Here is a 24,834-nt window from a genome sequence, read left to right on the forward strand (position 1 = left end):
GAAAGGCTTCAAGGGATTGTGATGACAGACAAGCAACAGGCGCTACGCGTATTAAAAAGCTGGCACCTCGTCGAATTTTTTCAGCCTTATAATCTTGATAAAGATGATAAAAGCGTTCGTATTCCCCGCCATGAACTGACTCGCTGCGGTAATACCTTGCTACCCTGGCTGGATAGTTCGGCACGGCATCAGTTGAAGATTCCTGCTGGAGATGTTCGCTATATTCTGCATATCGGGCTGTTTGATAAAGCTGAGGTCAACCGTATCAGCGAGCGGATATTTGGACATGAAACCGATCCGGTGAAATTACATGACCTTGAGCAGCGTCTTGATCTGGAAGGCACCACCTGTTTCGCCAAACTGACCGTAGATTCAACTGGAACGCCAAACTTTAAAAAAATGTCTGTCAGTACTCTGCCGTGGGCGCTGGGGCATCTACAAAATGGAAACGCTCACACGCTGTCATTTAGTGCATATCGTCATCATTGTATGCTGTTGGATGAGCAGTTGGATCGTATGTCCCAACGCCTTTTATCCCACCCCGACAGTGAAAAGCCAACGCTCTGCGCCGGCGCCCTTGTCGAATTATTGGATACGCTCTACCAATGGGCAGGTTTCGAGCCGGAAACTGATTTTTCAATCCAACTGGACTGGCAGGAAACCACAAAGACGCATAAAGAGATTACCTATGCCGATTCTACGCGGTTACCCCACCCCGAGCAGCACGAACACCGCGACGATCTTGACGCCGACAGCGAAGTTCAAAACGAAGTTGAAGCCGCGGCCGACCAGGTATTGCCTATTCTCAATAGTTTCTATATTGAAGATATCGAACACGCCATGGCGTGTATTGCCAGCGACATGGGCGGAAAAGCCCTACTTAATTATCTGAACGTTGGCCAGAGCGCCCATCCTGATTTGTATACTCAGGAAGGCTTGCAATGTATCACCCGTCATCTCAGGCCAGAGGCCACGCCGCATGGGCGTTGGCCCGCTGAGCCAAGTCACGGCATGTCTTTGATGCAGCAATTCGCTATCAATACGGCGGCAATGGAACTGAAGGACGATGGATTACTGTCGGTCAATGGCCCGCCTGGAACCGGTAAAACCACCTTATTACGCGATTTGGTTGCCCATAATCTGGTTGAAAGAGCCAAGATATTGGCGGGATTCAACAACGCAGCCGAAGCTGTTGATAAACAGGGGGCTCCTGTCCAGGCGCTGAGCGGTTTTGAAATGGTCGTCGCCTCATACAACAATGCCGCGGTGGAAAATATTTCCCGGGAACTGCCGCAACGCAAAGCGTTAGGCGAAAATTTCAGCCATCTGGATTATCTCAAACCGGTGGCCAACCAGCTCCATGCAAAGAAGAAAAATAAAAAGAGTTGGAAAAAATCTAAGACGCAGGCGGGGAAAGAATACCACTACGATCGGTTTGAGCCGTTGCCGGCCGACGAGCGGTGTTGGGGCGTCATTGCCGCCGCGTTGGGCAAGAAGAAAAACCGTGAAGACTTTGCGGATCGCTTTTTCTTTGATATGCAGTTTATAAAAGACAGTGAGGAAGAGGCTGAGCGATGTGCGGAATATGACTTTCTCAATCTGTGGCGCTGGCGAAAATTAAATCAGCACCAAACCTTTGCGCAAGCACGACGCTCTTTCAGCGACGTTCTTCAGGACGTTTCACGTCAACAAACTGAACTGCAACAAATAGCGCAGTTGTCAGCGTTATTGACGCAAGTCAGCGACGAACAATACAGCTTTCTTCATCAACAGGCATTAGCCGAAACCGAGGAGCAACACCGCCGGATAACAAGGGAACTGAGAGAATTAGAGCAGCAATTATCCCTCATCGACCAAAAACTACTGATTGAGCAGTCCAAAACCGCACTGCTGGTCAATAAAAAACCGGGATTTCTGGCCCGATTATTCCAGCGCGGCCGCTATCGAGCGTACCTCGCCGACGTTCACCGGCAGCAATCCGCCCAGTTGATGCGACAAGAAGAACATTTGCGGGTATCAGAGGCATACGTGCAAACAAAAAATAAACGGGAAGCCATTAATGAGGATAAGCAAAAAATTGCAGCGGCGCTCAAGAAAGTAAAAACCGATTATCAGGACAAAGTCCGTCAGCTAACACAGTTGCAACAGCGCTATCCCGGTCTTCCCGTGCCCGATCGCCATCGTAGGATTGATGCCCCTGAGTTACAGCGCCACGCTTTCTGGCAAAATGAACAGATTAATCGGAAACGTTCCGAATTGTTCGTTGCCGCGATGAATTTACATCAGGCCTGGCTGCATGAAGCCCTGTCGAACAATCCCTTTCGCAGCCTTGTGCTGGAGATGAGTAATTTTCTGAAGAATCCGACAAATTTTGATCGGATAACGACCCGCTGGCGTATCCTATTTATGATGGTGCCGGTGCTATCAACCACGTTTGCGTCGCTGGGGCGCATGTTTAGCGGCGTTTCCACTGGAGAACTGGGGTGGCTGCTGATTGACGAGGCCGGACAGGCCATCCCTCAGGCCGCGGTGGGGGGAATTTGGCGCGCCAAACGTGTGCTCGTGGTAGGCGATCCCTTGCAGATTGAGCCGGTCTTTGTCACGCCTCCGCGTCTGGTCAAACACTTGTGTGAGGCGATGCTGGGCAACGATGCCGATAAATGGAATCCCGGTCTTTGGTCGGTTCAACAGATTGCCGATCGCGCCAATAGGTATGGTTGTTGGCTAAAGGTTATGGAAAAATCGGTTTGGGTGGGTATTCCTCTATGGGTACATCGCCGGTGTATTGAGCCCATGTTCAGTCTCTCCAATAACATTGCCTACCAAAATCGGATGATCCACGGGAGCAATGCCGAAGCCATTTGCAGTCGCAAGCTCAACGACGACTTTGAAAACCACTGGCGTGTATCGCAGGGATATTGCAGCATCAAACAGCATAAGCCTGAACTTGAACGGGACACGTTGGCATTAATTGGCGATCTGTTGAGCGCAGGATGCCGCCTCTCATCTATTTATATCATCACGCCGTTCAAGGCAGTAAAAGAAGAGCTGACCGACGCTTTTGCCGCTCAGCCAATCGATTTGTTTCAACGCGCGGAAATAGCGATGAGCGCCAAAGAGCTGGCGGTCTGGCGCAGCAAACACATCGGCACCGTACATACTTTTCAAGGTAAGGAAAACGATATTGTGATCCTGGTATTGGGATGTGACCCAATCAATCAAGGCGGAGCGATATGGGCTTCCAGCAAGCCTAACTTACTGAATGTCGCCCTAACCCGAGCCAGGAAGAATATCTTTGTGGTCGGCGACCCGAACGTTTGGCAAACATTACCGTATTTTCGTGAGTTAGCAGGCAGATTACCGCGCTTATAACGCTAAGAATCGACTTGCACGGCTTTTCGGGGGACTATCGTTAAGGAAAAACCATGTCTAATAAACAGCGAACAAAGATTCTTATCAGGCGTTTAAATGGCTGACCTGAATTATGATCCGGTATTTCCTGAATATTGGATGAAATATCCTACTAATATTCAGCTAACCAGGATGATTATTTAATTTTCGCGTCATATAACTCTTTCCTGAGCGCAATAATTTCCTCGGTCAGTTCGCGACACAACATCGCATTCATCAGGTGATCCTGAGCGTGTACGACGATAAGATCGAGGCTGATTTTTTCCTTATCCTTATTATTACCGCCAATAAATTCTGACTGAATAGACTGTGCCTTGCGCATAGCCATTGACGCCATCTTTAAAAGCTGGTCTACCTGCTCCCACGCCCCCTTGCGGGAAGCGCGTAAAGCTTCCATTGAACAAGAACGCGCTTCTCCAGACTGAACGATCAACTCAATCATCCGGGTTTCTATGTCCATTTTCTTTACCTCCGGTTCATTTATTATTTCCTGGAGTAAAAATCCCAGAAGAACCAGACACGCGGAAACCGACGACTTAAATAGCGTAATATCCGCATTCGTCAAGGTTCAGGTTACTCATGGTAATAATAGATTAGTTTATCAATGACCGAATCGCACTATTGGGCATTGGCGTTGAATATCAGAGGAAAAAACGGGGAAGGCCTGCGTTTACGGCGCCTTCCCCGTGGTGGGAAATGTATTACCTGCTCAATCGAGTAGCATGGCGACGCCATGCCGATATTGTCAACTCACCGACATCGATTACCGCTCAATATGGAAATGTCTGTTACAGGTTTTAACGCCCCACAGGCCTGCCAGCGCGCTGACAACCGCACCAATCAGCAGGGCAAAGAATGACCATAGCGCCGCATGAGCCATGGCAGAAGCCGCCGCCGCAGCCTCTTCACGCGCTGCTTGTTTAAGTTCCGCATATTGCTGTTTCGCCTGTTCAATACCGGCTTCAACATCACTCAGGCGCTGATTGACCAACTGAGCCGTTCTATTTTTGGCTTCAATCAGGTTATCAACGGTTTGGTTCACTTCTTCCTGCGACATTGAGGTATTTTCAGACAGCGCCTTGGTTAAGCTATCGCGGTCGACGTCTTTCGCCAGCGCTTCGCCGCGTTTTTTCAGTTTATCGACCAGATTCTGTACGATCGTATCACTGTTATTCGGGCTGATAGCCATCGCTTTTACCGCTTCGCCAATTTCAGTTTTGGCGCCTTCCAACTGCGTTTTCATATAGTCTGGATGCAACGAAGCGATATTGCTTTTCCGTAGCGCCGCCGCTACCTCGTTCGTCATCTCTTCGGGTTGCAACGTAGTGTCCAGATTAAGGTTATTGAACACCTGTCCCCCCATATTGGCCAGCCCCTGGACGCCGCCTCCCACAGCGGAACCTGCGCCGGAGATGACATTACCGGTCAACGACGCCACCGAACCCAACGCATTACCGGTCGCTTTCATCGCGCCGCCCAGCAGTACGCTACCTAAAATGGCGGCAACAATAAGCGCCGTGGCCCAAACCAGGAAACCGTGGATTAAACCATCCATCGCGGCCAGTCGGCCGGCAATAAATGCGCCCACGGCCAGGCTGATAATGATGGAAATGGCAGACCATACCAGAACCGTGGTTCCAACGCCGTTAACCGGTTCATCGGACAGCGGATCGACAATCGAAAAGCCGAGACTGGTGCCAAGCGTGGAGAGCAATAACGAGACGGCCAATACCGTCACGACGCCGCCGATTATGCTCCCCCATGATATTTTTTTTGCCACATGCAATTCATTCATAACGCTCATACCCAAACTCCTTTTAGGCTGTTAGCCTGAGGCTGCCAGCACATTGTAAAACAACGTAAACACATAAAATCATCTAAAGTATAGTCGTGATTTTAAAAACAAGAGGATGAATGAGAAAAGTGCAGGGGTGCCCACGTCATAACGGATAAAATAACGTAAATTACTTTATTCATCGCTAAACAAAGGGATAAATTACCGTAAGTTAAGCCATTTATCGGTTATTCTAATTGTTTTTCTTGAAAATAATACAGGATAGAAATAGTTAGCATTGTTAATATAAGTTATCGGTATAGCTCCTAACCGGCGTAATGGCGGCACGCGATTGTCGCTATTCTTATGATTATATTTACACAATGCCTGACAGCACGCGCGGCTTCTGACAAAATAGGGACACTCCCCCGCTTTTAAAAATTGATGGATCTCATCTCAGATGGCAGCAAAGATTATTGATGGTAAAACGATTGCGCAGCAGGTTAAGAACGAAGTTGCTGCGCGGGTAGAACAGCGGTTGGCAGCGGGTAAACGTGCGCCGGGTCTGGCGGTGATTCTGGTAGGCGAGAATCCGGCATCGCAGATCTATGTTGCCAGCAAACGCAAGGTCTGTGAAGAAGTCGGTTTCGTTTCACGTTCTTATGACTTACCGTCCACCACGACAGAAACCGAACTGTTGGAATTAATCGACCGGCTCAATGCGGATAACGCCATTGACGGTATTCTGGTGCAGCTTCCCCTGCCTGAAGGCGTTGATAATACCAAAGTGATTGAGCGTATCGCGCCCGATAAAGATGTCGATGGCTTCCACCCGTATAACGTCGGGCGTCTTTGTCAGCGCGCGCCGCTGTTACGCGCCTGTACGCCGCGTGGGATCATCACGCTGCTTGAGCGCTATGAGATCGACACCTTTGGTTTGAACGCCGTTGTGGTTGGCGCGTCCAATATTGTCGGCCGGCCAATGAGTCTGGAATTGCTGCTGGCTGGCTGCACCACCACCGTCACACATCGTTTTACCAAGAATCTGCGTCATCATATTGAAAACGCCGATCTGCTGGTGGTCGCCGTAGGTAAACCAGGCTTTATTCCGGGCGAATGGATCAAGCCGGGGGCAATCGTACTCGACGTCGGCATCAATCGTCTGGACAGCGGAAAAGTGGTCGGCGATGTAGAATTCGACGCCGCGCAGGAAAGAGCCGCTTACATCAGCCCGGTTCCGGGGGGCGTGGGGCCAATGACGGTGGCGACGTTAATTCAGAATACCTTGCAGGCCTGCGAGGAATATCACGATAACGCCGAAAATTGAGACAATAACGACATTCAAAATACGAATCAGGAAATTATGGACATCTTTCATCTCGACAACCACCCGCACGTTGAACTGTGTGATTTACTGAAACTGCTGGGCTGGAGTGAAAGCGGCGCCGCGGCTAAAGTGGCGATTGCCGCCGGAGAAGTCACCGTCGACGGGCAAACGGAAACGCGTAAACGCTGCAAAATCGTTGCCGGTCAAAAAGTGCAGTTTGACGGCGCAACGGTAGAAATCGCCGCCTGAGTGCCGACATAAAAAACCCCGCCGATCTGTTCGTGGCGGGGTTTTTATTTTTCAAGCGCTAACGAATTACTTACGGCGCCAGGTTGTTCCCTGCGGGTTATCTTCCAGAATAATGCCCATGTCATTCAGCCGATCGCGCGCCTGATCCGCCAGCGCCCAGTCTTTTGCCTGACGGGCATCCTTCCGCTGTTTTATCAGCCCTTCGATTTCTTTAACTTCGTCATCATCTGCCTGCGCGCCGCTTTGCAGAAACAATTCCGGCTCCTGCTCCAGCAGGCCAAGCACGTTTGCCAGCTTGCGCAACGCCGCCGCCAGTTGATTCGCCGCTTGCGGATCTTCCGTCTTCAGGCGGTTAACGTCGCGCGCCATATCGAACAAAACGGAATACGCTTCCGGGGTGTTGAAATCATCATCCATCGCTTCACGGAAGCGCGCTTCAAATGCCTCCCCGCCCTTCGCTTCCACACGGCTGTCCGTGCCGCGCAACGCCGTGTATAAACGCTCCAGCGCCGAACGGGCCTGCTTCAGATTGTCTTCACTGTAGTTGAGTTGGCTACGATAATGTCCCGACATCAGAAAATAGCGTACCGTTTCCGGATCGTAATAGGCCAAGACATCCCGCACCGTGAAGAAGTTATTGAGCGACTTGGACATTTTTTCGCGGTCAACCATCACCATGCCGGAGTGCATCCAATAGTTCACATACGGGCCGTCATGCGCGCAGGTGGATTGGGCAATCTCATTTTCATGATGCGGGAACATAAGATCCGAACCGCCGCCATGAATATCAAAATGCTCACCCAGTTGCTTGCAGTTCATCGCCGAACATTCAATGTGCCAGCCGGGCCGCCCTTCCCCCCACGGGGAAGACCAGTGGGGTTCGCCCGGTTTGGACATTTTCCACAAGACGAAATCCATCGGATTACGCTTCACTTCCGTAATCTCTACCCGCGCTCCGGCCTGTAGCTGCTCCAGATCCTGACGCGACAGCACGCCGTAGCCCCGATCGGTATCGACGGAGAACATGACATCACCGTTGCTGGCCACATAGGCATGACGGCGGGCAATCAGTTTTTCAACCAGTTCGATGATTTCGGCAATATGGTGAGTGGCCCGCGGTTCCGCATCAGGACGCAGAATATTTAATGCATCAAAGTCGGCGTGCATTTCCGCGATCATCCGGGTAGTCAATTGCTCGCTGGTTTCACCATTTTCCGCCGCACGCTTGATAATTTTGTCATCAATATCGGTAACATTTCGCACATATTTCAGCGAATACCCTAAATACCGTAAATACCGCGCGACGACATCGAACGCCACAAAAGTACGCCCGTGACCAATATGACACAGGTCATATACGGTGATCCCACACACGTACATTCCCACTTGACCGGCACGGATTGGTTTGAATTCCTCTTTTTGGCGACTCAGCGTATTAAAAATCTTTAGCATCAGGGCATTCCATGGTGTTCGCAGGATTAGGTAAATCATCGTTCGCTGTCAGCGTGAGTAACAGCAATTTGTCAGGGGCTTTTCATCCCTGACGGCGTATTGAAACCTGAACCCTATTCTATTGCAAGGCTGATACAACGGAATAAACAGATAAATGACAGGGATTACAACGAAAAAAGGCCCGGAATTATCCGGGCCGGAAACCAAACGACAACCCTGCTGGCAAAAACGTATCAGCGCCAGCGAGGGTTGGACATCACCGAGTATTTACCACTGCCCAGCAGCGCAATAGCCAGACCGGCAAAGAAGAACACCGCAGCAGGTTCAACCGCCCACGCGCCTGTTTTGGTAAACATGAAGAAACCCGCCGGATTTGACAACAATGCGGCGACGACCATCGTGAAAGAAAAAATCAGCGCGGCAGGACGAGTAAAGATGCCCAGGATCATCAGAATGGGCATAACAACTTCACCCATATAGACGCCGTAGCCGACAAACGCCGGAATACCCGCCGCAGCGAGCATGTTTTCAATGCCGCCGATACCGCCCTGTACCTTGTGCCATCCGTGAAACAACATCAGAATACTAAAAGACAAACGAAGCAGCAGTTTTCCGAAATCGGGTTTATCTAATACTCGATTAATACAGTCCAACATAATCCACCTATCTATTTAGCGTTATTCGGGGGTAATACGAATCACTCTCAGATTAATCTGAGACATTAATAAAGAATACGCTGATCATACAATATGTTGATCTGGCGCAAAATAAATATCATTCAAAAAAATTAATCAAAACAAAAAACTTGATCAACTTATTTGTTTTGCGGATATGCGCGACTGCCTATCCAGGCATCAGCCTACCCTATCGGGATGAATGCTACCACCCCCTAAAATAAAGGCTCTGCTGACTCAGCCAGCCAGTTATGTTATAAGAGCGCTCTTGATGGCTCACCGCATTTTGTGAACATCGTTCTTCATTACTATGGCTATGTAGGGCATTACTATGATTACGTTTCATACAAACCACGGCGATATCGTCATTAACACCTTCGCAGACAAAGCGCCGGTCACCGTAGAAAACTTTCTTAATTACTGTCGCAGCGGTTTTTACGACAACACCATTTTCCACCGCGTTATCAATGGCTTTATGATCCAGGGCGGCGGTTTCACCCCCGGTATGCAGCAAAAGGCAACCGAAGCGGCGATTAAAAATGAAGCCAACAACGGTTTGAAAAATACCCGCGGCACGCTGGCGATGGCACGTACCAACGATCCGCATTCCGCTACCGCACAGTTCTTTATTAACCTCGTTGATAACGACTTCCTGAATTTCCGCTCAGAGCGCGCCGATGGCTGGGGCTACTGCGTATTCGCCGAAGTGGTTGAAGGCATGGATGTGGTTGATAAAATCAAAGGCGTGGCGACGGGCCGCAGCGGCATGCACCAGGACGTCCCCAAAGAAGACGTCGTGATCACCAGCGTAACCGTCAGCGAATAATTGCGGCAGCATGGCGACACTGTTTATTGCCGACCTGCATTTAAGTGTTCATGAACCGGCGATCACCGCCGGTTTTCTGCGTTTTTTACGCCGTGACGCCGTGAAGGCCGATGCGCTTTATATTCTGGGCGACCTGTTTGACGCCTGGATCGGCGATGACGATCCGCAACCGCTGCACACGACGATCGCCAACGCTTTGCAGGAGTTACATCAGCAGGGCATTCCCTGTTATTTCGTGCATGGCAACCGCGATTTTCTGCTCGGCAAGCATTTCGCCAAGCGCTGCGGGCTTACGCTGCTGCCCGCCGAAAATGTGCTTGAGCTGTATGGCCGGCGAATCCTTATTTTGCATGGCGATACGCTGTGTACCGACGACCCGGCCTATCAAAAATTTCGTCGCCGGGTACACAACCCGCTGCTACAGCGCCTTTTTCTGCTGCTGCCTTTACGCCTCCGGCTCGCTATCGCTGAAAAAATGCGTTCGGCCAGCCAGCAGGCCAACCGGCATAAAGCGCAGGAAATCATGGACGTGAATCCTGAACAGGTCATCGCACGCCTGCGACATTATCAGGTAAACACCCTGATCCACGGACACACCCATCGTCCGGCCATTCATCAGATCGCGGTTGGCGATTTCAACGCGCAGCGCGCGGTTCTGGGCGCCTGGCACCACCAGGGATCGATGATCAAAGTCACAGAGCAGGGCATCGAACTTATCGCGTTTCCTTTCTGATCCCTTTTCTTACCCGCCGCTTAGCGCAACATGTCTTTTTCGGAGGTACGCAACCGTTTTCCTCACTATGCAGTCGTGATATGCTCTACGCCCTCAACGCCAGAGCGCTGTCGATCTGGCCGACGCGATACCGTCATCCGTGCGTCACGATCATGTAAAATCACAGGAGCTTTACAGGCATGTCATCCAACGTTGCCCCGGCTAAAATCGCCATCGTCATGGGTTCAAAGAGTGACTGGGCCACCATGCAGTTTGCTGCGGAAATCCTCACTACGCTAACTATTCCCTTTCATGTAGAAATCGTCTCTGCCCATCGCACGCCCGATAAATTGTTCAGTTTCGCAGAGCAAGCCGCGCAGAACGGTTTTGAGGTGATTATTGCGGGCGCCGGCGGCGCGGCGCATTTGCCGGGCATGCTGGCGGCCAAGACCCTGGTGCCGGTGCTGGGCGTGCCGGTACAAAGCGCCGCGCTGAGCGGTATCGACAGCCTGTATTCGATTGTGCAGATGCCGCGCGGCATCCCGGTAGGAACATTGGCGATCGGCAAGGCGGGCGCCGCCAATGCCGCGCTGCTGGCGGCGCAGATTCTGGCATTACATGATGGTGCGATCGCAACGCGTTTGGCCGACTGGCGGCAGAGCCAGACCGATGAAGTGTTGTCCAACCCCGATCCGCGGGAGGAAGCATGAAGCCGGTTTGTGTTTTAGGCGATGGTCAGTTGGGGAGAATGTTACGCCAGGCGGGCGAACCATTAGGGATCGCGGTTTACCCTGTCGGGCTGGATGCGGAACCGGAGTCCGTTCCTTTTCAGAACAGCGTCATTACCGCTGAAATCGAGCGCTGGCCGGCAACGGCGCTCACGCGAGAACTCGCGGCGCACGCCGCTTTTGTCAATCGCGATATTTTCCCGCGACTGGCCGATCGTCTGACGCAGAAACAGTTACTTGACTCTCTGAATCTGGCGACCGCCCCCTGGCAACTGCTTGCCAGCGCCGCGGAATGGCCGCAGGTGTTTACCCGGCTTGGCGAATTGGCGATTGTTAAACGTCGCGTCGGCGGTTATGACGGCCGCGGACAATGGCGCCTGCGTGAGGGTGAACACGTCACGTTGCCTGCCGATTGCTATGGCGAATGCATCGTTGAACAAGGCATTAACTTCTCCGGCGAGGTATCGCTGATCGGCGCGCGCAACGTCCACGGAGAATGCGTCTTTTATCCGCTGACGCATAACCTGCATCAGGACGGTATTCTGCGCGCCAGTGTCGCCCTGCCCCAACCCGCGCCGCAGTTGCAGCAGCAGGCGGAGCAAATGCTGTCCGCCATTATGAATGAACTGGGCTACGTGGGCGTTATGGCGATGGAATGCTTCATTGTCGGCGATGGTCTGCTGATTAATGAACTCGCGCCGCGCGTGCACAATAGCGGTCACTGGACGCAAAATGGCGCGTCGATCAGCCAGTTCGAACTGCATCTGCGGGCGATTCTGGATCTGCCGATGCCAGTTCCCGCGGTCGGCACGCCATCGGTGATGGTCAATTTGATCGGGACTGACGTCAATATCGACTGGTTGTCATTGCCGCTGGTGAATTTGCACTGGTATGAAAAAGAAGTGCGTCCGGGGCGTAAAGTCGGACATCTGAATTTACACGATCGGGACACGGCTCAACTTAAACTGACGCTACAGTCACTGGCAACCATGCTGAGCGATGAATACCAAAGCGGTCTGGTTTGGGCGCAGGGAAAATTGTCCGACTGATTTACGCCGGGCATACGATGACTCTCCGTATGCCCGACGCTCATCATGTTTATTAACGTAATGGCAATAACTTCCGAACAGAAAAAAGATAAAAAATGACTTTTCAGCGTGACATCCCTGAATTTGGGTTTATTATTTCCTTCTCGCCCATTTCGTTATATTTATTTTATGGTCATTTTTTAGCTATTAATTCGTTAATTAACGCATCAGGAAAGAGACCTTAAAAAATACAAAAATAAAGTATCATTATTGATGTTTTAATTTCCCGAATAATTTATTAAAATAATTCACTTCAATTCATTTATGTGATCGCCACAATATTATTTCCCGACGACAAACATATAGAATGCAGCCACTAAACAGTATGCCCCACCGACATCATTTATATGTCCTGTTCATGTTTATTACTGTAACGGCAAGTTGCCGGTACTGTACTTTTTATACACTGTGTTCACTTAGGAGAAACTTTCATGAGCACAATTCAAGATAGCAGCCAGGTACTGGAGCAAGCTTCAGGCTGGCGTAAAAGCGATACCGTCTGGATGCTGGGCCTTTATGGCACGGCCATCGGCGCCGGCGTGTTGTTTTTGCCGATAAATGCCGGTATTGGCGGCCTGATTCCATTAATTATTATGGCTATTATTGCCTTTCCAATGACTTATTATTCTCACCGCGCATTATGCCGTTTTGTATTATCTGGTAAAAAAGGTGGTGAAGATATTACCGAAGTGGTTGAAGAACATTTCGGCGTGGGTGCTGGTAAATTAATCACCTTGCTGTATTTTTTTGCAATTTACCCGATCCTGCTAGTTTACAGCGTGGCGATTACCAACACCGTCGATAGTTTTATTACTCATCAAATGCATTTGCCTTCTCCTCCCAGGGCCGTGCTGTCATTAATCTTGATCCTCGGATTAATGTTTATCGTCCGATTTGGCGAGGCGATGATCGTTAAAGCCATGAGCATTCTGGTTTATCCGTTTGTCGTTGTTTTAATGCTATTGGCGCTGTATTTGGTGCCGCACTGGAATACCTCTGTTTTTGAAAATGTGTCTTTAGCCAATAACGTCAGCGGCAATGGTTTACTGGCGACGTTGTGGCTGGCGATCCCGGTGATGGTTTTCTCCTTTAACCATTCGCCAATCATTTCTTCCTTCGCCGTTGCCAAACGTAAAGAGTATGGCGAAGACGCCGAGAAAAAATGCTCCCGCATTCTGTCTTACAGCCACATCATGATGGTCATCACCGTGATGTTCTTCGTGTTCAGTTGCGTGCTGAGCCTGTCTCCGACCGAGCTGATGGAAGCCAAAACGCAGAACATTTCTATTCTGTCTTATCTGGCGAACCATTTTAACAACCCGATGATGGGCTATCTGGCGCCGATTATCGCCACTATCGCTATCTCCAAATCTTTCCTGGGCCACTATCTGGGGGCGGGTGAAGGGTTCAACGGCATGATTGTGAAATCGCTGCGCAGCAAGGGGAAAACCATCTCCAGCACCAAACTGAACCGCATCACCGCGCTGTTCATGCTGATCACCACCTGGATTGTCGCCACGCTGAACCCCAGCATTCTGGGCATGATCGAAACCCTCGGCGGCCCGATTATCGCCTGCCTGCTGTTCCTGATGCCGATGTATGCCATTCAGAAAGTTCCGGCGATGAAAAAATACAGCGGCCATGTCAGCAACGTGTTCGTCACCATCATGGGACTGATCGCCATCTCCGCTATCGTTTACAGCCTGTTCGGTTAATCGCCAGCGGTACGGTTAATTCCCGACTCCGATTCGCCCAACTCAACGCCGGTACGTTATTTCGACGACCGGCGTTTTTTAAAGGAAGTCACTATGGTCAGCGTATTTGAAATTTTCAAAATTGGTATCGGCCCTTCCAGTTCACATACTGTTGGTCCGATGAAAGCTGGCAAAATGTTCACGGATGATCTGGTCAGTCAGTCGCTTATTTCATCGGTAACACGCATCGTGGTCGATGTTTATGGCTCCCTGTCTCTGACTGGCAAAGGCCACCATACGGATATCGCCATTATTATGGGATTGGCCGGCAACTTGCCGGATAACGTCGACATCGACGCTATCCCGGCGTTTATTCAGCAGGTAAAGGAAACCCACAGGCTGCCGATCCTGAACGGTCAATATGAAGTCAGTTTCCCGCTGGAAACCTCCCTGTGTTTTCAGGCGGAAAACCTGCCGCTACATGAAAATGGCATGACAATCCGCGCCTACCATCATCAGGAGTTGGTTTACAGCAAAACCTATTATTCTATCGGCGGCGGCTTTGTCGTCGATCAGGAGAATTTCGGTAAAACCATCCTGGCGGCGGAAAATGTTCCTTATCCGTTCTTTTCCGCGCAGAAGTTATTGAAGCACTGCCGCGACAATTGCCTTTCCCTGTCCGCGATCGTGATGAAAAATGAAATCGCCATGCATGGTCGTGAAGCCATCGAACAGTATTTCGCCAATGTGTGGCAAACCATGCAAAACGGCATTCATCGCGGCATGAATACCGAAGGGGTATTGCCCGGCCCGCTACGCGTGCCGCGTCGCGCCTCCGCTTTACACCGTCTGTTATTCATCAACGATCGTTTCTCAAACGATCCCATGGACTCGATGGACTGGGTCAATATGTTCGCGATGGCCGTCGCTGAAGAAAACGCGGCCGGCGGACGGGTGGTAACCGCGCCAACCAACGGCGCCTGCGGCATTATTCCCGCCGTATTGGCCTATTATGATCACTACATTCAACCGGTTACGCCTGAGTCTTATTTGCGTTACTTTTTAGCATCCGGCGCTGTCGGTTTGCTCTATAAAATGAACGCGTCTATTTCCGGCGCCGAAGTCGGCTGTCAGGGCGAAGTCGGCGTGGCCTGTTCCATGGCGGCGGCTGGTCTGGCTGAATTACTCGGCGCCAACCCGGAGCAGGTGTGTATCGCGGCGGAAATCGGCATGGAGCACAATCTGGGGCTGACCTGCGATCCGGTCGCCGGTCAGGTACAGGTTCCCTGTATTGAACGCAATGCCATCGCATCGGTGAAAGCGATTAACGCGGCCCGTATGGCCATGCGTCGCAGCAGTGAGCCACGGGTTTCATTAGATAAAGTAATCGAGACGATGTACGAAACCGGTAAAGATATGAATGCCAAATATCGCGAAACTTCCAAGGGCGGTTTAGCCATTAAAGTCGTACTGTGTGAATAATCTGTTGTTGATGTTCTGATTATCGGTTAATAATTCGTAGGTTTATTAACCGATTTTATTTCTTTTCGTTGTCCGGCCAGGACCAGATGATATTGTTTTCGGCGGCCGCGATATACCAGTCGACAGTGCTGGTTGCGGCTTTTTCAACGCTTTCGTGCACCGCCCTTCTTTTAACAGGAAAAGCCGCCGCCTTCTTGCGGATACGCCGCGGCGTATGTTTTTTCTCTCCGCTTACCTGCGCATTAAATGACTCAACCTCGGCATCAAATAAAACTCCCTCTAATTGATGCAGACGATTAAGCCCGCGCAAAATACACAATAAGCTGCTGAGCGTTATCGATTCCCCCATCTCTGCGCGCTTAATGGTGGCAATACCCAAACCAGCGCGCTCAGCAAGATCAACCTGTGATAAACGCTGCTGGATCCGGGCATCTTTTATTCTCCGACAAAGCTCGGTAATTATTTCGCTTTCATTCATTGTGCTAAATCTCATTTAGCCCGCCATTTGCCTGTCTCGTTAAATTGTGTGCATTTTATCATCAATTTTTCTTATGGCACTAACAATCGGCAACCAGTATCGATTATCTTGATCAATCACATGAAAACGAAGCAACCGCGCTCCCCTGGAGACCTGCGCTCAAAATGACAGCGGTAAGTCTGTCCGCGGATTGGATTTTATCGTCACGATCGCGCCATAATGTTATTAGATATGGGATAAACCTTCAGCACACAAGTTTACCGGAGCGACAATGAGTCAGGATAAACTCTACATTGAGAAAGAGTTAAGTTGGTTATCCTTTAATGAACGGGTACTTCAGGAAGCGGCAGATAAAAGCAATCCTCTGATCGAACGCATGCGCTTTCTTGGCATCTACTCCAACAATCTCGATGAGTTTTATAAAGTCCGTTTTGCCGATCTGAAAAGACGCATTCTGATCAATGAAGAACAAGGATTAGACGGTAACCTACGCCATCTGTTGGGAAAAATTCAGGCGCGCGTACTCAAAACCGATCAGGTATTTGACAATCTTTACAACGAATTATTATTGGAAATGGCGCGTAACCAGATTTTTTTGGTCAATGAGCGTCAGGTATCGCCGAACCAGCAGGATTGGCTGCGGGAATATTTCCGACAATATTTGCGTCCGCATATCACGCCGATCCTCATCCTGCACGACACCAATCTGGTACAGTTCCTGAAAGACGACTACACCTATCTTGCGGTCGAAATCATCCGCGGCGACCAGACGAACTATGCGCTGCTGGAAATACCGTCGGATAAAGTCCCCCGCTTTGTTAATCTGCCGGCGGAAGCGCCGCGCCGGCGCAAAACCATGATTCTGATCGACAACATCCTGCGCTATTGTCTGGACGACATTTTCAAAGGCTTTTTCGATTACGATGCGCTTAACGCCTACTCCATGAAAATGACCCGTGACGCGGAGTACGATCTGGTGACCGAAATGGAATCCAGCCTGCTGGAACTGATGTCCTCCAGCCTGAAACAGCGCCTGACCGCCGAACCGGTGCGGTTTGTCTATCAGCGCGATATGCCTGATGCGATGGTCGCCATACTGCAAGAGAAACTGGGGATCTCCTCTTTCGATTCGGTGATCCCGGGCGGCCGCTACCATAACTTTAAAGACTTTATCAATTTCCCGAACGTGGGCCGCGCCAATCTGGTCAACAAAACGCTGCCGCGTCTGCGTCACGCCTGGTTCAACAACTTCCGCAATGGCTTTGACGCTATCCGCCAGCATGACGTGCTGCTCTACTACCCGTATCACACGTTCGAGCATGTGCTGGAACTGCTGCGTCAGGCCTCTTTCGACCCCAGCGTACTGTCGATTAAAATCAATATTTATCGCGTAGCCAAAGATTCACGCATCATCACCTCGATGATCCACGCGGCGCACAATGGCAAGAAAGTCACCGTGGTGGTGGAGCTCCAGGCCCGTTTCGACGAAGAGGCCAACATCCACTGGGCCAAACGGCTGACCGAAGCCGGCGTCCACGTTATCTTCTCGGTGCCGGGGCTGAAAATTCACGCCAAACTGTTTTTGATTTCCCGGCGAGAGGGGGAAGATATTGTGCGCTACGCCCATATCGGAACCGGTAACTTCAATGAAAAAACCGCCCGCTTATACACCGACTACTCGCTGATTACCGCCGATGAACGCATCACCAATGAAGTGCGCCGGGTATTCAACTTCATAGAAAACCCCTATCGTCCGGTGTCTTTTGAGCATCTGCTGGTGTCGCCCCAAAACTCGCGCGACAGGCTGTATAAATTGATCGAAAAAGAGATCGAGAATGCGCAGGCTGATATTGAGGCGGGCATTACGCTTAAGGTCAATAATCTGGTGGATAAAGGCCTGGTGGAAAAACTGTATCAGGCCTCTGCCGCTGGGGTAAAAATCAATCTGCTGGTTCGAGGCATGTGCTCGCTGATCCCGGACTTACCGGGGATCAGTGATAATATTCAGGCTATCAGCATCGTCGATCGCTATCTGGAACACGACCGGGTGTATGTGTTCAATAACGGGGGCGATAAAAAGGTCTACCTCTCCTCTGCCGACTGGATGACGCGCAACATCGATTACCGTATCGAAGTTGCCGTCGAAATGCTCGACCCCATTTTGAAAAATCGCGTACTTGAGATCCTTGATATTCTGTTCAGCGACACCGTAAAAGCCCGGGTGATGGATAAAGAGCTGAGCAACCGCTATGTATTGCGCGGCAACCGTCGTAAGGTACGCGCGCAAAATGCCATTTATGATTACATCAAGGCGCTTGAGCAATCCGGAGAACAGGCCTGAACATGCCAATAACAAACAACGATAATGCTGTGGTAAAACCCCAGGAATTTGCTGCTGTCGATCTGGGTTCCAACAGTTTTCATATGGTGATTGCCCGCGTGGTAAACGGCGCGCTGCAAGTGCTGAGCCGTTTAAAACAGCGCGTTCATCTGGCAGACGGACTGGACAGCCGCAACATGCTCAGCGAAGAAGCCATGACGCGCGGTTTGAACTGTCTGGCCTTGTTTGCCGAACGGCTACAAGGGTTCTCCGCGCTGAATGTCTCCATTGTCGGCACCCATGCCCTGCGTCAGGCGGCCAATGCGCAGGAATTTCTGCGCCGGGCGGCGGAAATCATGCCCTATCCGATTGAAATCATTTCCGGCCATGAAGAAGCGCGGTTAATTTTTATGGGCGTCGAGCACACCCAGCCGGAAAAAGGCCGTAAGCTGGTGATCGACATCGGCGGCGGCTCCACCGAACTGGTGATCGGTGAAGATTTTGAGCCGATGCTGGTCGAAAGCCGCCGTATGGGCTGCGTCAGTTTTGCCCAGCAGTTTTTTCCCAATGGCGAAATCAGCGCGGCTAATTTTAGGCGGGCGCGTCTCGCCGCCGCACAAAAGCTGGAAACGCTGGCCTGGGAATACCGCATTTACGGCTGGGAGTATGCGCTGGGGGCGTCCGGCACCATTAAAGCCACCCATGAAATTCTGGTGGCGATGGGGGAGAAAGACGGCCTGATTACGCCGAAACGTCTGGATAAGCTGCGCGATGAAATTCTGCGGTTTAAGTCGTTCAAATCGCTGAGTCTGCCGGGCCTGGCGGAAGACCGGCAGTCGGTGCTGGTCGCCGGACTGGCTATTCTGTGCGGCATTTTTGACGTCCTGGCGATCAAGGAACTCCGTCTGTCTGACGGCGCGTTGCGCGAAGGCGTGCTGTATGAAATGGAAGGCCGATTCCGCCATCAGGATATTCGCATCCGTACCGCGCAAAGCCTTGCCAGCCATTATAATATCGATCGCGAACAGGCCCGCCGGGTACGGGAAACCACCGAGCGGCTATACGCTCAATGGGCGGATAATAACGCCACTCTGGTTCACCCGCAGCTAGAAGCGATTCTGAACTGGGCGTCAATGCTGCATGAAGTCGGGCTGGGGATAAACCACAGCGGTATGCACCGCCACTCGGCCTATATTCTGCAAAATACCAACCTGCCCGGCTTCAACCAGGAACAACAACTGCTGCTTTCCCTGATCGTGCGTTTACATCGTAAAGCCATCAAACTGGAAGAGTTTCCGCGGCTGAATCTGTTCAAAAAGAAGCAGTATTTACCGATGGTTCAGCTATTGCGCCTTGCCACCCTGCTGAATAATCAGCGGCAGGCCACCACCATCCCCGCCACGCTGCGCCTGCTCACTGACGATAACCACTGGACGCTGGTATTCCCGCAGGGTTTTTTCGCCCAGAACACCCTTGTTCAGCTCGATTTAGAGCGGGAACAGGAATACTGGCAGGATGTCACCGGCTGGAAACTGCATATCGAAGAAGAGCCAATCTGAGCTTAATGCCAAAATACGGTTTTGCTTTATGAACAAAATCGGCATTAACAGCATGCCTCCTGATTGCCTATCACATGCCGCCGTTCCCTGCTAACGGCGGTTTCCTGTTTGCGGGTATGGCCGGGTTGGCGATACGCTGACTGCTGGCGGGCAACGCAACAGGTTACCATCCAGCCCGTTGCGTTGGCGGCATGGGCGCGACCTGATCTGATTATTTAACCAGGTGCCGATCCGTTTTGGGCTGGCTGGCACGATAGGCACCTCATCGTTATCAATTAAGCGTTTTAATTTCTGCCAGGGATAAATTCCAAACATTCAATCAGACGTCACCGTCGGCCACCCTTGTACGACTTTGCCGCCATGAGCGCAACCGTCGCCCATCCTGACCACCGGTTTACCTTCTATGGTGAAGATGGTTGAACCCGAAACCAGACCATCCGGCATCCCGACACCCGTACACAGCGCTTTTCCGCCCACCACGGCGACAGGAATACCATTGATAGTGACAATCGACTGCCCGGCATCAATAATCGGCCCGCCGACATGCGGCACCGGCCCGGGTTCAACTTTCGGGCAAACATGCACATGCCCCAGTATTGCGACTGGTTTTCCCATATATTCACCTATAATAAATAAGGTCGTTTTAGCTTTTCTGCTTGCGCATCGGCAATACTTTGATTGATGCGAATACGGCCATTAAAATCGCCGCCATTTACCCAGGAAAAAAGACAAGCGTCTGTCCGTTGAATAAACGGATTGAGTTCAATCAATGTCGTAGTAAATTTCCCATCCTGATAATCAATGGCAACGTCTGCAACTACGGAATCGAGATGCAATACAGGCAAGAGTTTTTGCAAAAACATGATTATTTGAAGGCGTATTTCATTTTCCTTTTCTTTCAGAAACGGAAAGTATTCCAGACAATGATATTGAGAAACGCCAATGACTTTACCATCCCGAATGAAACATCTGAACTCGCCCCAGCGCGGAATATCTCGCCATTCCCTCAGGAACAACCAAACTGGTGTTGACGATTGCAGACAATCCCAAAGATAGGATGCGACGCGGCGATTCGGTACAGACAGCTGTTTCACAACACCTTCCACCGTATTCAGACTAGGAAGTGATGCATCATGGTAGCTGACGCCACCGAATCGCACAAAAACAGGCTCGTTAAACACCGACAAGGCATATTCGATATATTCATGTAACTGTGCAGAAAAGATCGGTTTTTCCAGTAGTCCTCTGGCGGTCATGAATTCATCGGTACACGCGCCAATAGCGATAATGTCCCGCTCATGGAGTTCAATGCCTTCACTCTTGAACGACAGAGCCAAAATATCTTCCGACCAGTTTTCAATAAATGTCTGTTTGTGCTCAGAGTACATGCTCAATTAACCTTAACATCCTGTTTTTGACAGTGGCATATAGAAAAAATTACAACTCATTTTCCGATGTTGGCATATTTAGAAATTCTTTTAGCGAGTGGGCCAGAAACCCCAATCCCTCACCGATGACTAAATTGTCAACATAATATCGCCAATGGAATACATGTTGATAAGTGGTAGAATTAGGTCTTACGTCATATATAATATAGGCATCTCCATCATCATCGTAATTCCTTCCTATGGCAACAAGGCCATTTACTAAGCCATTTTCGTCAGAATCTGATAACATATTTGTTTGTGAAATTAATCTTTCACTATTAGACAAAACATTCACAAGAACAATTATCACTTTTGAATTATACCTACATAAACAAGATGATTTATCGTCAATTGGGCTGCATGATTCATCATTTGTCAGAGCGAGAAAATCTTTATATTCTCTAGGCAGTTTTACATTTAGTCCATTTTCTATAGACAAAATACTGGCATTTACTTTTATCTCATCAGAAATAAATTCCTCATTGCTAATTACCCAATTTTTCAGGTCTTCTTTTTCAATAGTCATATTAAAAATCCTCACTTCGCCACATTGAATCGCCACCTTTATGAGGGGTTCCGCCATTAACTTTACCCGCTTTATTATAAGCAGTATGTATATCAATATCCACGTAACTCATTGTTATTCCATCAGGCTCATGGTGCCAAGTTCCAATATCATTTTCGTCTGGAGCGAGTTTTTTTCCATATTTTTCATTCAGCGCACTCTTAGCTTTTGTGAAATCAGAACGATCTCCCCTCATATCTATTTCTACTTGGTAAGGCTTATCTCCGTTACCAAACGGCTTTCCATCTTTCAAAGGCGGAAATCCTGAGAAGTCAGGATGTCCATCTTTAAACGGGATCCCCTCTTTACCGTGACGCTGAACTGCATCATAAAGGCTTTTGTTCTTTTCAGGATCGGGCTTATATATTCCTGTTCCCGGCGGACAAGGTTTTCCATCTTTATCTACCCATTTCCCCTTATCGGACGACGGTAGTCGACCAGGATCCATAGATTTGTCGTTTTCAAATTTTTCACGAGCCAGCCTTTTGCATTCTTCCGTTTTGCACTTTCCAAGCTCGCTGTCCAATTTTTCCTTTTTTCTCTTGGCTATCAATTCGTTCCAGTATTTTTTTGCATTTTGACGCGTTGCTGCAAATACTTTCGTATTCAGTGCAGCTTTGGCCTTAGATAAGGCTTCCGTCACTTTTTCAACTTTTGCCGCTATTTTCCCTGCTTTCGCGGCATCACCCGCTATCGGGATAAGTCCCAATACATCCAGTGCGGCTCCACCCCAGTCGCCTTTAAAAAGCGAACGCCCCAATGACGCTACATCTGCCGCCGTACCAAACGGTGGCGGTGCGGCTCCAGCGGCTGCCAAGCCACCATCAATAATAAGCTCACTGTATTGAGACTCCATTTCAAGCACTTTCTTGCGATCTGCTTCAATTTCAGGACTTTCACTTCTTGCTCTGATATTCGCCATATTATTCTCCCTGTCGTTTCACCGGTTTCACTCCGGAAACCAGTAATTCGGATGGCTGTGCATGATGGCGTCGATACCTTGTTCTTCGCTGACCTCGGTAAACAGCGCTTCCAGACGTTCATCTTCACTGCGTCTGGCATCAGCAAGGATTTGCCTGAACCCATCAAACTCGAAGAAGTTCGACCCGACGCCCCACATGAAATACAGAAACTTCGCCTGATTGGTCGGTTTGTGGATATGGAACTTTTTCGATATCTCCCGGCCATTCAGCGTCATCGTATACAGGATTTCCGGCTTATGCCCCTGCTTGTGCTCCGGCAGTGTTTCTTCCATCACCTCATCCACAAACCACCGGGAAAAATCCTTATCGCTCATCAGATGCGACTCCATTTGCAGGTCATCAAAGTGCCACATGGTCAGTATTCTCCTCTTGGGGTGGGATAACAGGCAACGTCAGGTGTGTCACCTTCAGTCCATTGGCATCATGGGCATAATGCATTAACTGCCCCGGCTCATCGGTGATTTCCGTATAGACGGCATAAAGCGGTGTAAAGAAGTCCGCCAGCTGTTCTGGCGTCAGCTGCGGAATAAACTGATTGAATGTCTTCGGCTGGTAAAAGCGGAAAAAGTAGGTTTTGCCATTATTGATGACTTTGGTGAACTTCTTGAAATGCCTGACCAACGGTATCAATGGCAGCGTGCTGCGCACGATGATGCCCCACTGCCGCATATACCCGTCCGCCAGCCACCAGTCCAGCACATCACTGTGCGCATTGACCTGCACCAGATAGGGCGCAACGTGACCGAGATTATCCAGCACCGACACATCAAACAGCGAGCGATAAGCTGGCGAAAAACCCTCCAGACAGATGGCGATATCCGGGCTGACTGCCGCGTTCAGCAATAAATAGGTGTGAAGGGATTTTTCGTGTTCATCCACAATGGTGGATGCGGGAGTGAATACCGTCTGTTTCAGACCATCACTCACCGCGTCATAAGGATTCTCTAACATATTGCCTCCCTGCCTATTTTTTCTTGTACGGACACTCTTCCGAGAACGGTTTGTCGCTGCTCAGCGCCGCCGCCTGCTCTGCTGCACCGCCGGACATATCAATGGATGGCGCTTTCAGTTTGATGCTCTTTGCCTGAATGGTCACGCCGCTGTCGTCGATGGTGATGGTGCCGCCCGGCCCGCCAATCACCATCTTTTCTTTAGCGTAAAGCGTGTGCTTTTTGGTGCGGGAGAAAATGGCGCTTTTGCTCTCGATGTCGTATTTATCCCCTACCAAGAGTTTCAGCACCTGACCGACAGACAGCGTTTGGGTATGACCGACCAGCGTGTTTTTATACAGGCCAACCTGCTCAGTACTGGCGATACCGGTGGTATCCGAACGAAACTTCTCGACGACCGTATTAAAAATGCCGGAGCCGGGCATCAGGCTGGAAAGCAGTCCGGCCAGCGAGGTGCCTTTCGATACCATATCCAGCCCGGCTTTGGATTTGAATCCGCCCGCGTCGGTAAAGGACTTCCCGGCGGTCAGCGACATGGTTTCCGCCGCCGCGCCAACTTTATTGATGTCATCGGCAAACTGCTCCACGCCCGGCTCCCCCACTTTAGCGGATTCCTTCTTCATGAATTTTCCGCTATTGGCTATCAGGCTGAACAAACCGCCCAGCAGTCCGAGTCCCTGTCCGCCCACCGTCAGACTCATGTTGCCGCCGACCCGGTGCTGGTGATGTTTACCGATTTCCGTATTCTGATTTTCCCCAATACTCTCCACCACGCTGGAATCCACGCGTTTGGTCATGTCGTGCAATATCTTGACCGACATATCTTTCTGGGCGTGGATATGAATATTTTCCCGCCCGGATTCATCTTCAAAAGAGAGCTCATTGAAACCGCTGCCCTGATGGGTGTCGGAACGCAGCACCATCTTGGTTTTATGCTCCGGCAGCGAATACGGCACCGGATTGGTGGCATGATACGTCCGCCCGGTCACTATCGGCTGGTCCGGGTCACCCTCCAGAAAACTCACGATTACCTCATGTCCGATGCGCGGTATCGCCACCATCCCGTACTGGCCTCCCGCCCAGCCCTGACTTACCCGTATCCAGCACGAGCTCTGGTCATTGTTGGCGCCGTACC

23 protein-coding genes are annotated in these 24,834 nt (G+C 50.4%); 11 read left to right on the plus strand and 12 right to left on the minus strand.

Going from position 1 to position 24,834, the window contains the following annotated elements:
• Nucleotides 1–21 precede the first annotated feature (21 nt).
• Nucleotides 22–3,372 (plus strand): DEAD/DEAH box helicase, encoded by a 3,351-nt coding sequence (locus JG725_RS06290; protein ID WP_199377139.1) that lies wholly within the window; start codon nt 22–24, stop codon nt 3,370–3,372.
• A gap of 175 nt (nt 3,373–3,547) precedes the next feature.
• On the opposite strand, the gene JG725_RS06295 is transcribed toward JG725_RS06290, so the two are convergent.
• Both JG725_RS06295 and JG725_RS06300 read right to left on the minus strand, forming a co-directional pair.
• The gene (locus JG725_RS06295; RefSeq protein WP_172291490.1) at nt 3,548–3,871 is read right to left on the minus strand and encodes a PTS lactose/cellobiose transporter subunit IIA; all 324 of its coding nucleotides are present in this window, start codon (nt 3,869–3,871) and stop codon (nt 3,548–3,550) included.
• A 303-nt stretch (nt 3,872–4,174) separates the two neighbouring features.
• Nucleotides 4,175–5,215, minus strand: a complete 1,041-nt coding sequence (locus tag JG725_RS06300; protein ID WP_172291491.1) for a CAP-Gly protein — start codon at nt 5,213–5,215, stop codon at nt 4,175–4,177.
• A gap of 430 nt (nt 5,216–5,645) precedes the next feature.
• Here JG725_RS06300 and folD point away from each other — a divergent pair, with 430 nt between their 5' ends.
• Complete coding sequence (gene folD, locus JG725_RS06305) at nt 5,646–6,512, plus strand: bifunctional methylenetetrahydrofolate dehydrogenase/methenyltetrahydrofolate cyclohydrolase FolD (protein ID WP_172291492.1); 867 nt, start codon at nt 5,646–5,648, stop codon at nt 6,510–6,512.
• A gap of 36 nt (nt 6,513–6,548) precedes the next feature.
• Nucleotides 6,549–6,761 carry a ribosome-associated protein YbcJ gene (ybcJ, locus tag JG725_RS06310; protein WP_172291493.1) on the plus strand — a complete coding sequence of 71 codons (213 nt, stop codon included), beginning with the start codon at nt 6,549–6,551 and terminating at the stop codon, nt 6,759–6,761.
• Between the two features lie 66 nt (nt 6,762–6,827).
• Here ybcJ and cysS read toward each other — a convergent pair whose 3' ends face one another.
• Both cysS and JG725_RS06320 read right to left on the minus strand, forming a co-directional pair.
• Nucleotides 6,828–8,213 (minus strand): cysteine--tRNA ligase, encoded by a 1,386-nt coding sequence (gene cysS, locus JG725_RS06315; protein WP_199377141.1) that lies wholly within the window; start codon nt 8,211–8,213, stop codon nt 6,828–6,830.
• A gap of 233 nt (nt 8,214–8,446) precedes the next feature.
• Nucleotides 8,447–8,869 (minus strand): DoxX family protein, encoded by a 423-nt coding sequence (locus JG725_RS06320; RefSeq protein ID WP_172291495.1) that lies wholly within the window; start codon nt 8,867–8,869, stop codon nt 8,447–8,449.
• A gap of 349 nt (nt 8,870–9,218) precedes the next feature.
• On the opposite strand from JG725_RS06320, the gene ppiB reads away from it, so the two are divergent.
• The 6 genes from ppiB (at nt 9,219) to JG725_RS06350 (ending at nt 15,417) form a co-directional block, all read left to right on the plus strand.
• On the plus strand, nt 9,219–9,713 hold the full coding sequence (gene ppiB / locus JG725_RS06325) for a peptidylprolyl isomerase B (protein ID WP_199377143.1): 495 nt from the start codon (nt 9,219–9,221) through the stop codon (nt 9,711–9,713).
• Nucleotides 9,714–9,723: 10 nt separating this feature from the next.
• Nucleotides 9,724–10,446: a UDP-2,3-diacylglucosamine diphosphatase gene (lpxH, locus tag JG725_RS06330; RefSeq protein ID WP_199377145.1), complete on the plus strand. Its 723-nt coding sequence runs from the start codon at nt 9,724–9,726 to the stop codon at nt 10,444–10,446.
• Nucleotides 10,447–10,625: 179 nt separating this feature from the next.
• Complete coding sequence (purE, locus tag JG725_RS06335) at nt 10,626–11,135, plus strand: 5-(carboxyamino)imidazole ribonucleotide mutase (protein WP_172291498.1); 510 nt, start codon at nt 10,626–10,628, stop codon at nt 11,133–11,135.
• Nucleotides 11,132–12,202, plus strand: coding sequence for a 5-(carboxyamino)imidazole ribonucleotide synthase (gene purK / locus JG725_RS06340; RefSeq protein ID WP_199377147.1), 1,071 nt, complete (start codon nt 11,132–11,134; stop codon nt 12,200–12,202). The genes purE and purK overlap by 4 nt, the downstream gene beginning before the upstream one ends.
• A 470-nt stretch (nt 12,203–12,672) precedes the next feature.
• Nucleotides 12,673–13,956, plus strand: coding sequence for an HAAAP family serine/threonine permease (locus tag JG725_RS06345; protein ID WP_172291500.1), 1,284 nt, complete (start codon nt 12,673–12,675; stop codon nt 13,954–13,956).
• Nucleotides 13,957–14,049: 93 nt separating this feature from the next.
• Entirely contained in the window at nt 14,050–15,417 is a 1,368-nt protein-coding gene (locus tag JG725_RS06350; RefSeq protein ID WP_172291501.1) for an L-serine ammonia-lyase, read from the plus strand.
• Between the two features lie 55 nt (nt 15,418–15,472).
• Here the strand turns inward: JG725_RS06350 and JG725_RS06355 are convergent, their stop codons facing one another.
• Nucleotides 15,473–15,910: a helix-turn-helix domain-containing protein gene (locus JG725_RS06355; RefSeq protein ID WP_199377149.1), complete on the minus strand. Its 438-nt coding sequence runs from the start codon at nt 15,908–15,910 to the stop codon at nt 15,473–15,475.
• A 256-nt stretch (nt 15,911–16,166) separates the two neighbouring features.
• Here JG725_RS06355 and ppk1 point away from each other — a divergent pair, with 256 nt between their 5' ends.
• Together ppk1 and ppx are read left to right on the plus strand one after the other, a co-directional pair.
• Complete coding sequence (gene ppk1, locus JG725_RS06360; protein WP_172291503.1) at nt 16,167–18,236, plus strand: polyphosphate kinase 1; 2,070 nt, start codon at nt 16,167–16,169, stop codon at nt 18,234–18,236.
• Between the two features lie 2 nt (nt 18,237–18,238).
• Complete coding sequence (ppx, locus tag JG725_RS06365) at nt 18,239–19,774, plus strand: exopolyphosphatase (protein ID WP_199377151.1); 1,536 nt, start codon at nt 18,239–18,241, stop codon at nt 19,772–19,774.
• Nucleotides 19,775–20,089: 315 nt separating this feature from the next.
• Here ppx and JG725_RS06370 read toward each other — a convergent pair whose 3' ends face one another.
• From JG725_RS06370 to JG725_RS06400, 7 genes are all read right to left on the minus strand, one after another.
• Nucleotides 20,090–20,389 carry a PAAR domain-containing protein gene (locus JG725_RS06370; protein ID WP_172291505.1) on the minus strand — a complete coding sequence of 100 codons (300 nt, stop codon included), beginning with the start codon at nt 20,387–20,389 and terminating at the stop codon, nt 20,090–20,092.
• An 8-nt stretch (nt 20,390–20,397) separates the two neighbouring features.
• On the minus strand, nt 20,398–21,162 hold the full coding sequence (locus JG725_RS06375) for a regulator (protein WP_199377154.1): 765 nt from the start codon (nt 21,160–21,162) through the stop codon (nt 20,398–20,400).
• A gap of 49 nt (nt 21,163–21,211) precedes the next feature.
• Complete coding sequence (locus tag JG725_RS06380; protein WP_199377156.1) at nt 21,212–21,727, minus strand: SMI1/KNR4 family protein; 516 nt, start codon at nt 21,725–21,727, stop codon at nt 21,212–21,214.
• A 1-nt stretch (nt 21,728) separates the two neighbouring features.
• Entirely contained in the window at nt 21,729–22,688 is a 960-nt protein-coding gene (locus tag JG725_RS06385; protein ID WP_199377158.1) for an HNH endonuclease, read from the minus strand.
• A gap of 27 nt (nt 22,689–22,715) precedes the next feature.
• Complete coding sequence (locus tag JG725_RS06390; protein WP_172291509.1) at nt 22,716–23,102, minus strand: hypothetical protein; 387 nt, start codon at nt 23,100–23,102, stop codon at nt 22,716–22,718.
• Entirely contained in the window at nt 23,089–23,700 is a 612-nt protein-coding gene (locus JG725_RS06395; protein WP_172291510.1) for a DUF4123 domain-containing protein, read from the minus strand. Before JG725_RS06395 ends, JG725_RS06390 begins: the two co-directional genes overlap by 14 nt.
• Before the next feature lie 13 nt (nt 23,701–23,713).
• The coding region (locus JG725_RS06400) for a type VI secretion system Vgr family protein (RefSeq protein ID WP_199377160.1) at nt 23,714–24,834 on the minus strand (1,121 nt) is incomplete at its 5' end.

The organism is Brenneria sp. L3-3C-1 (assembly GCF_016456245.1).
In the GTDB taxonomy this organism is placed as follows: Bacteria; Pseudomonadota; Gammaproteobacteria; order Enterobacterales; family Enterobacteriaceae; genus Brenneria.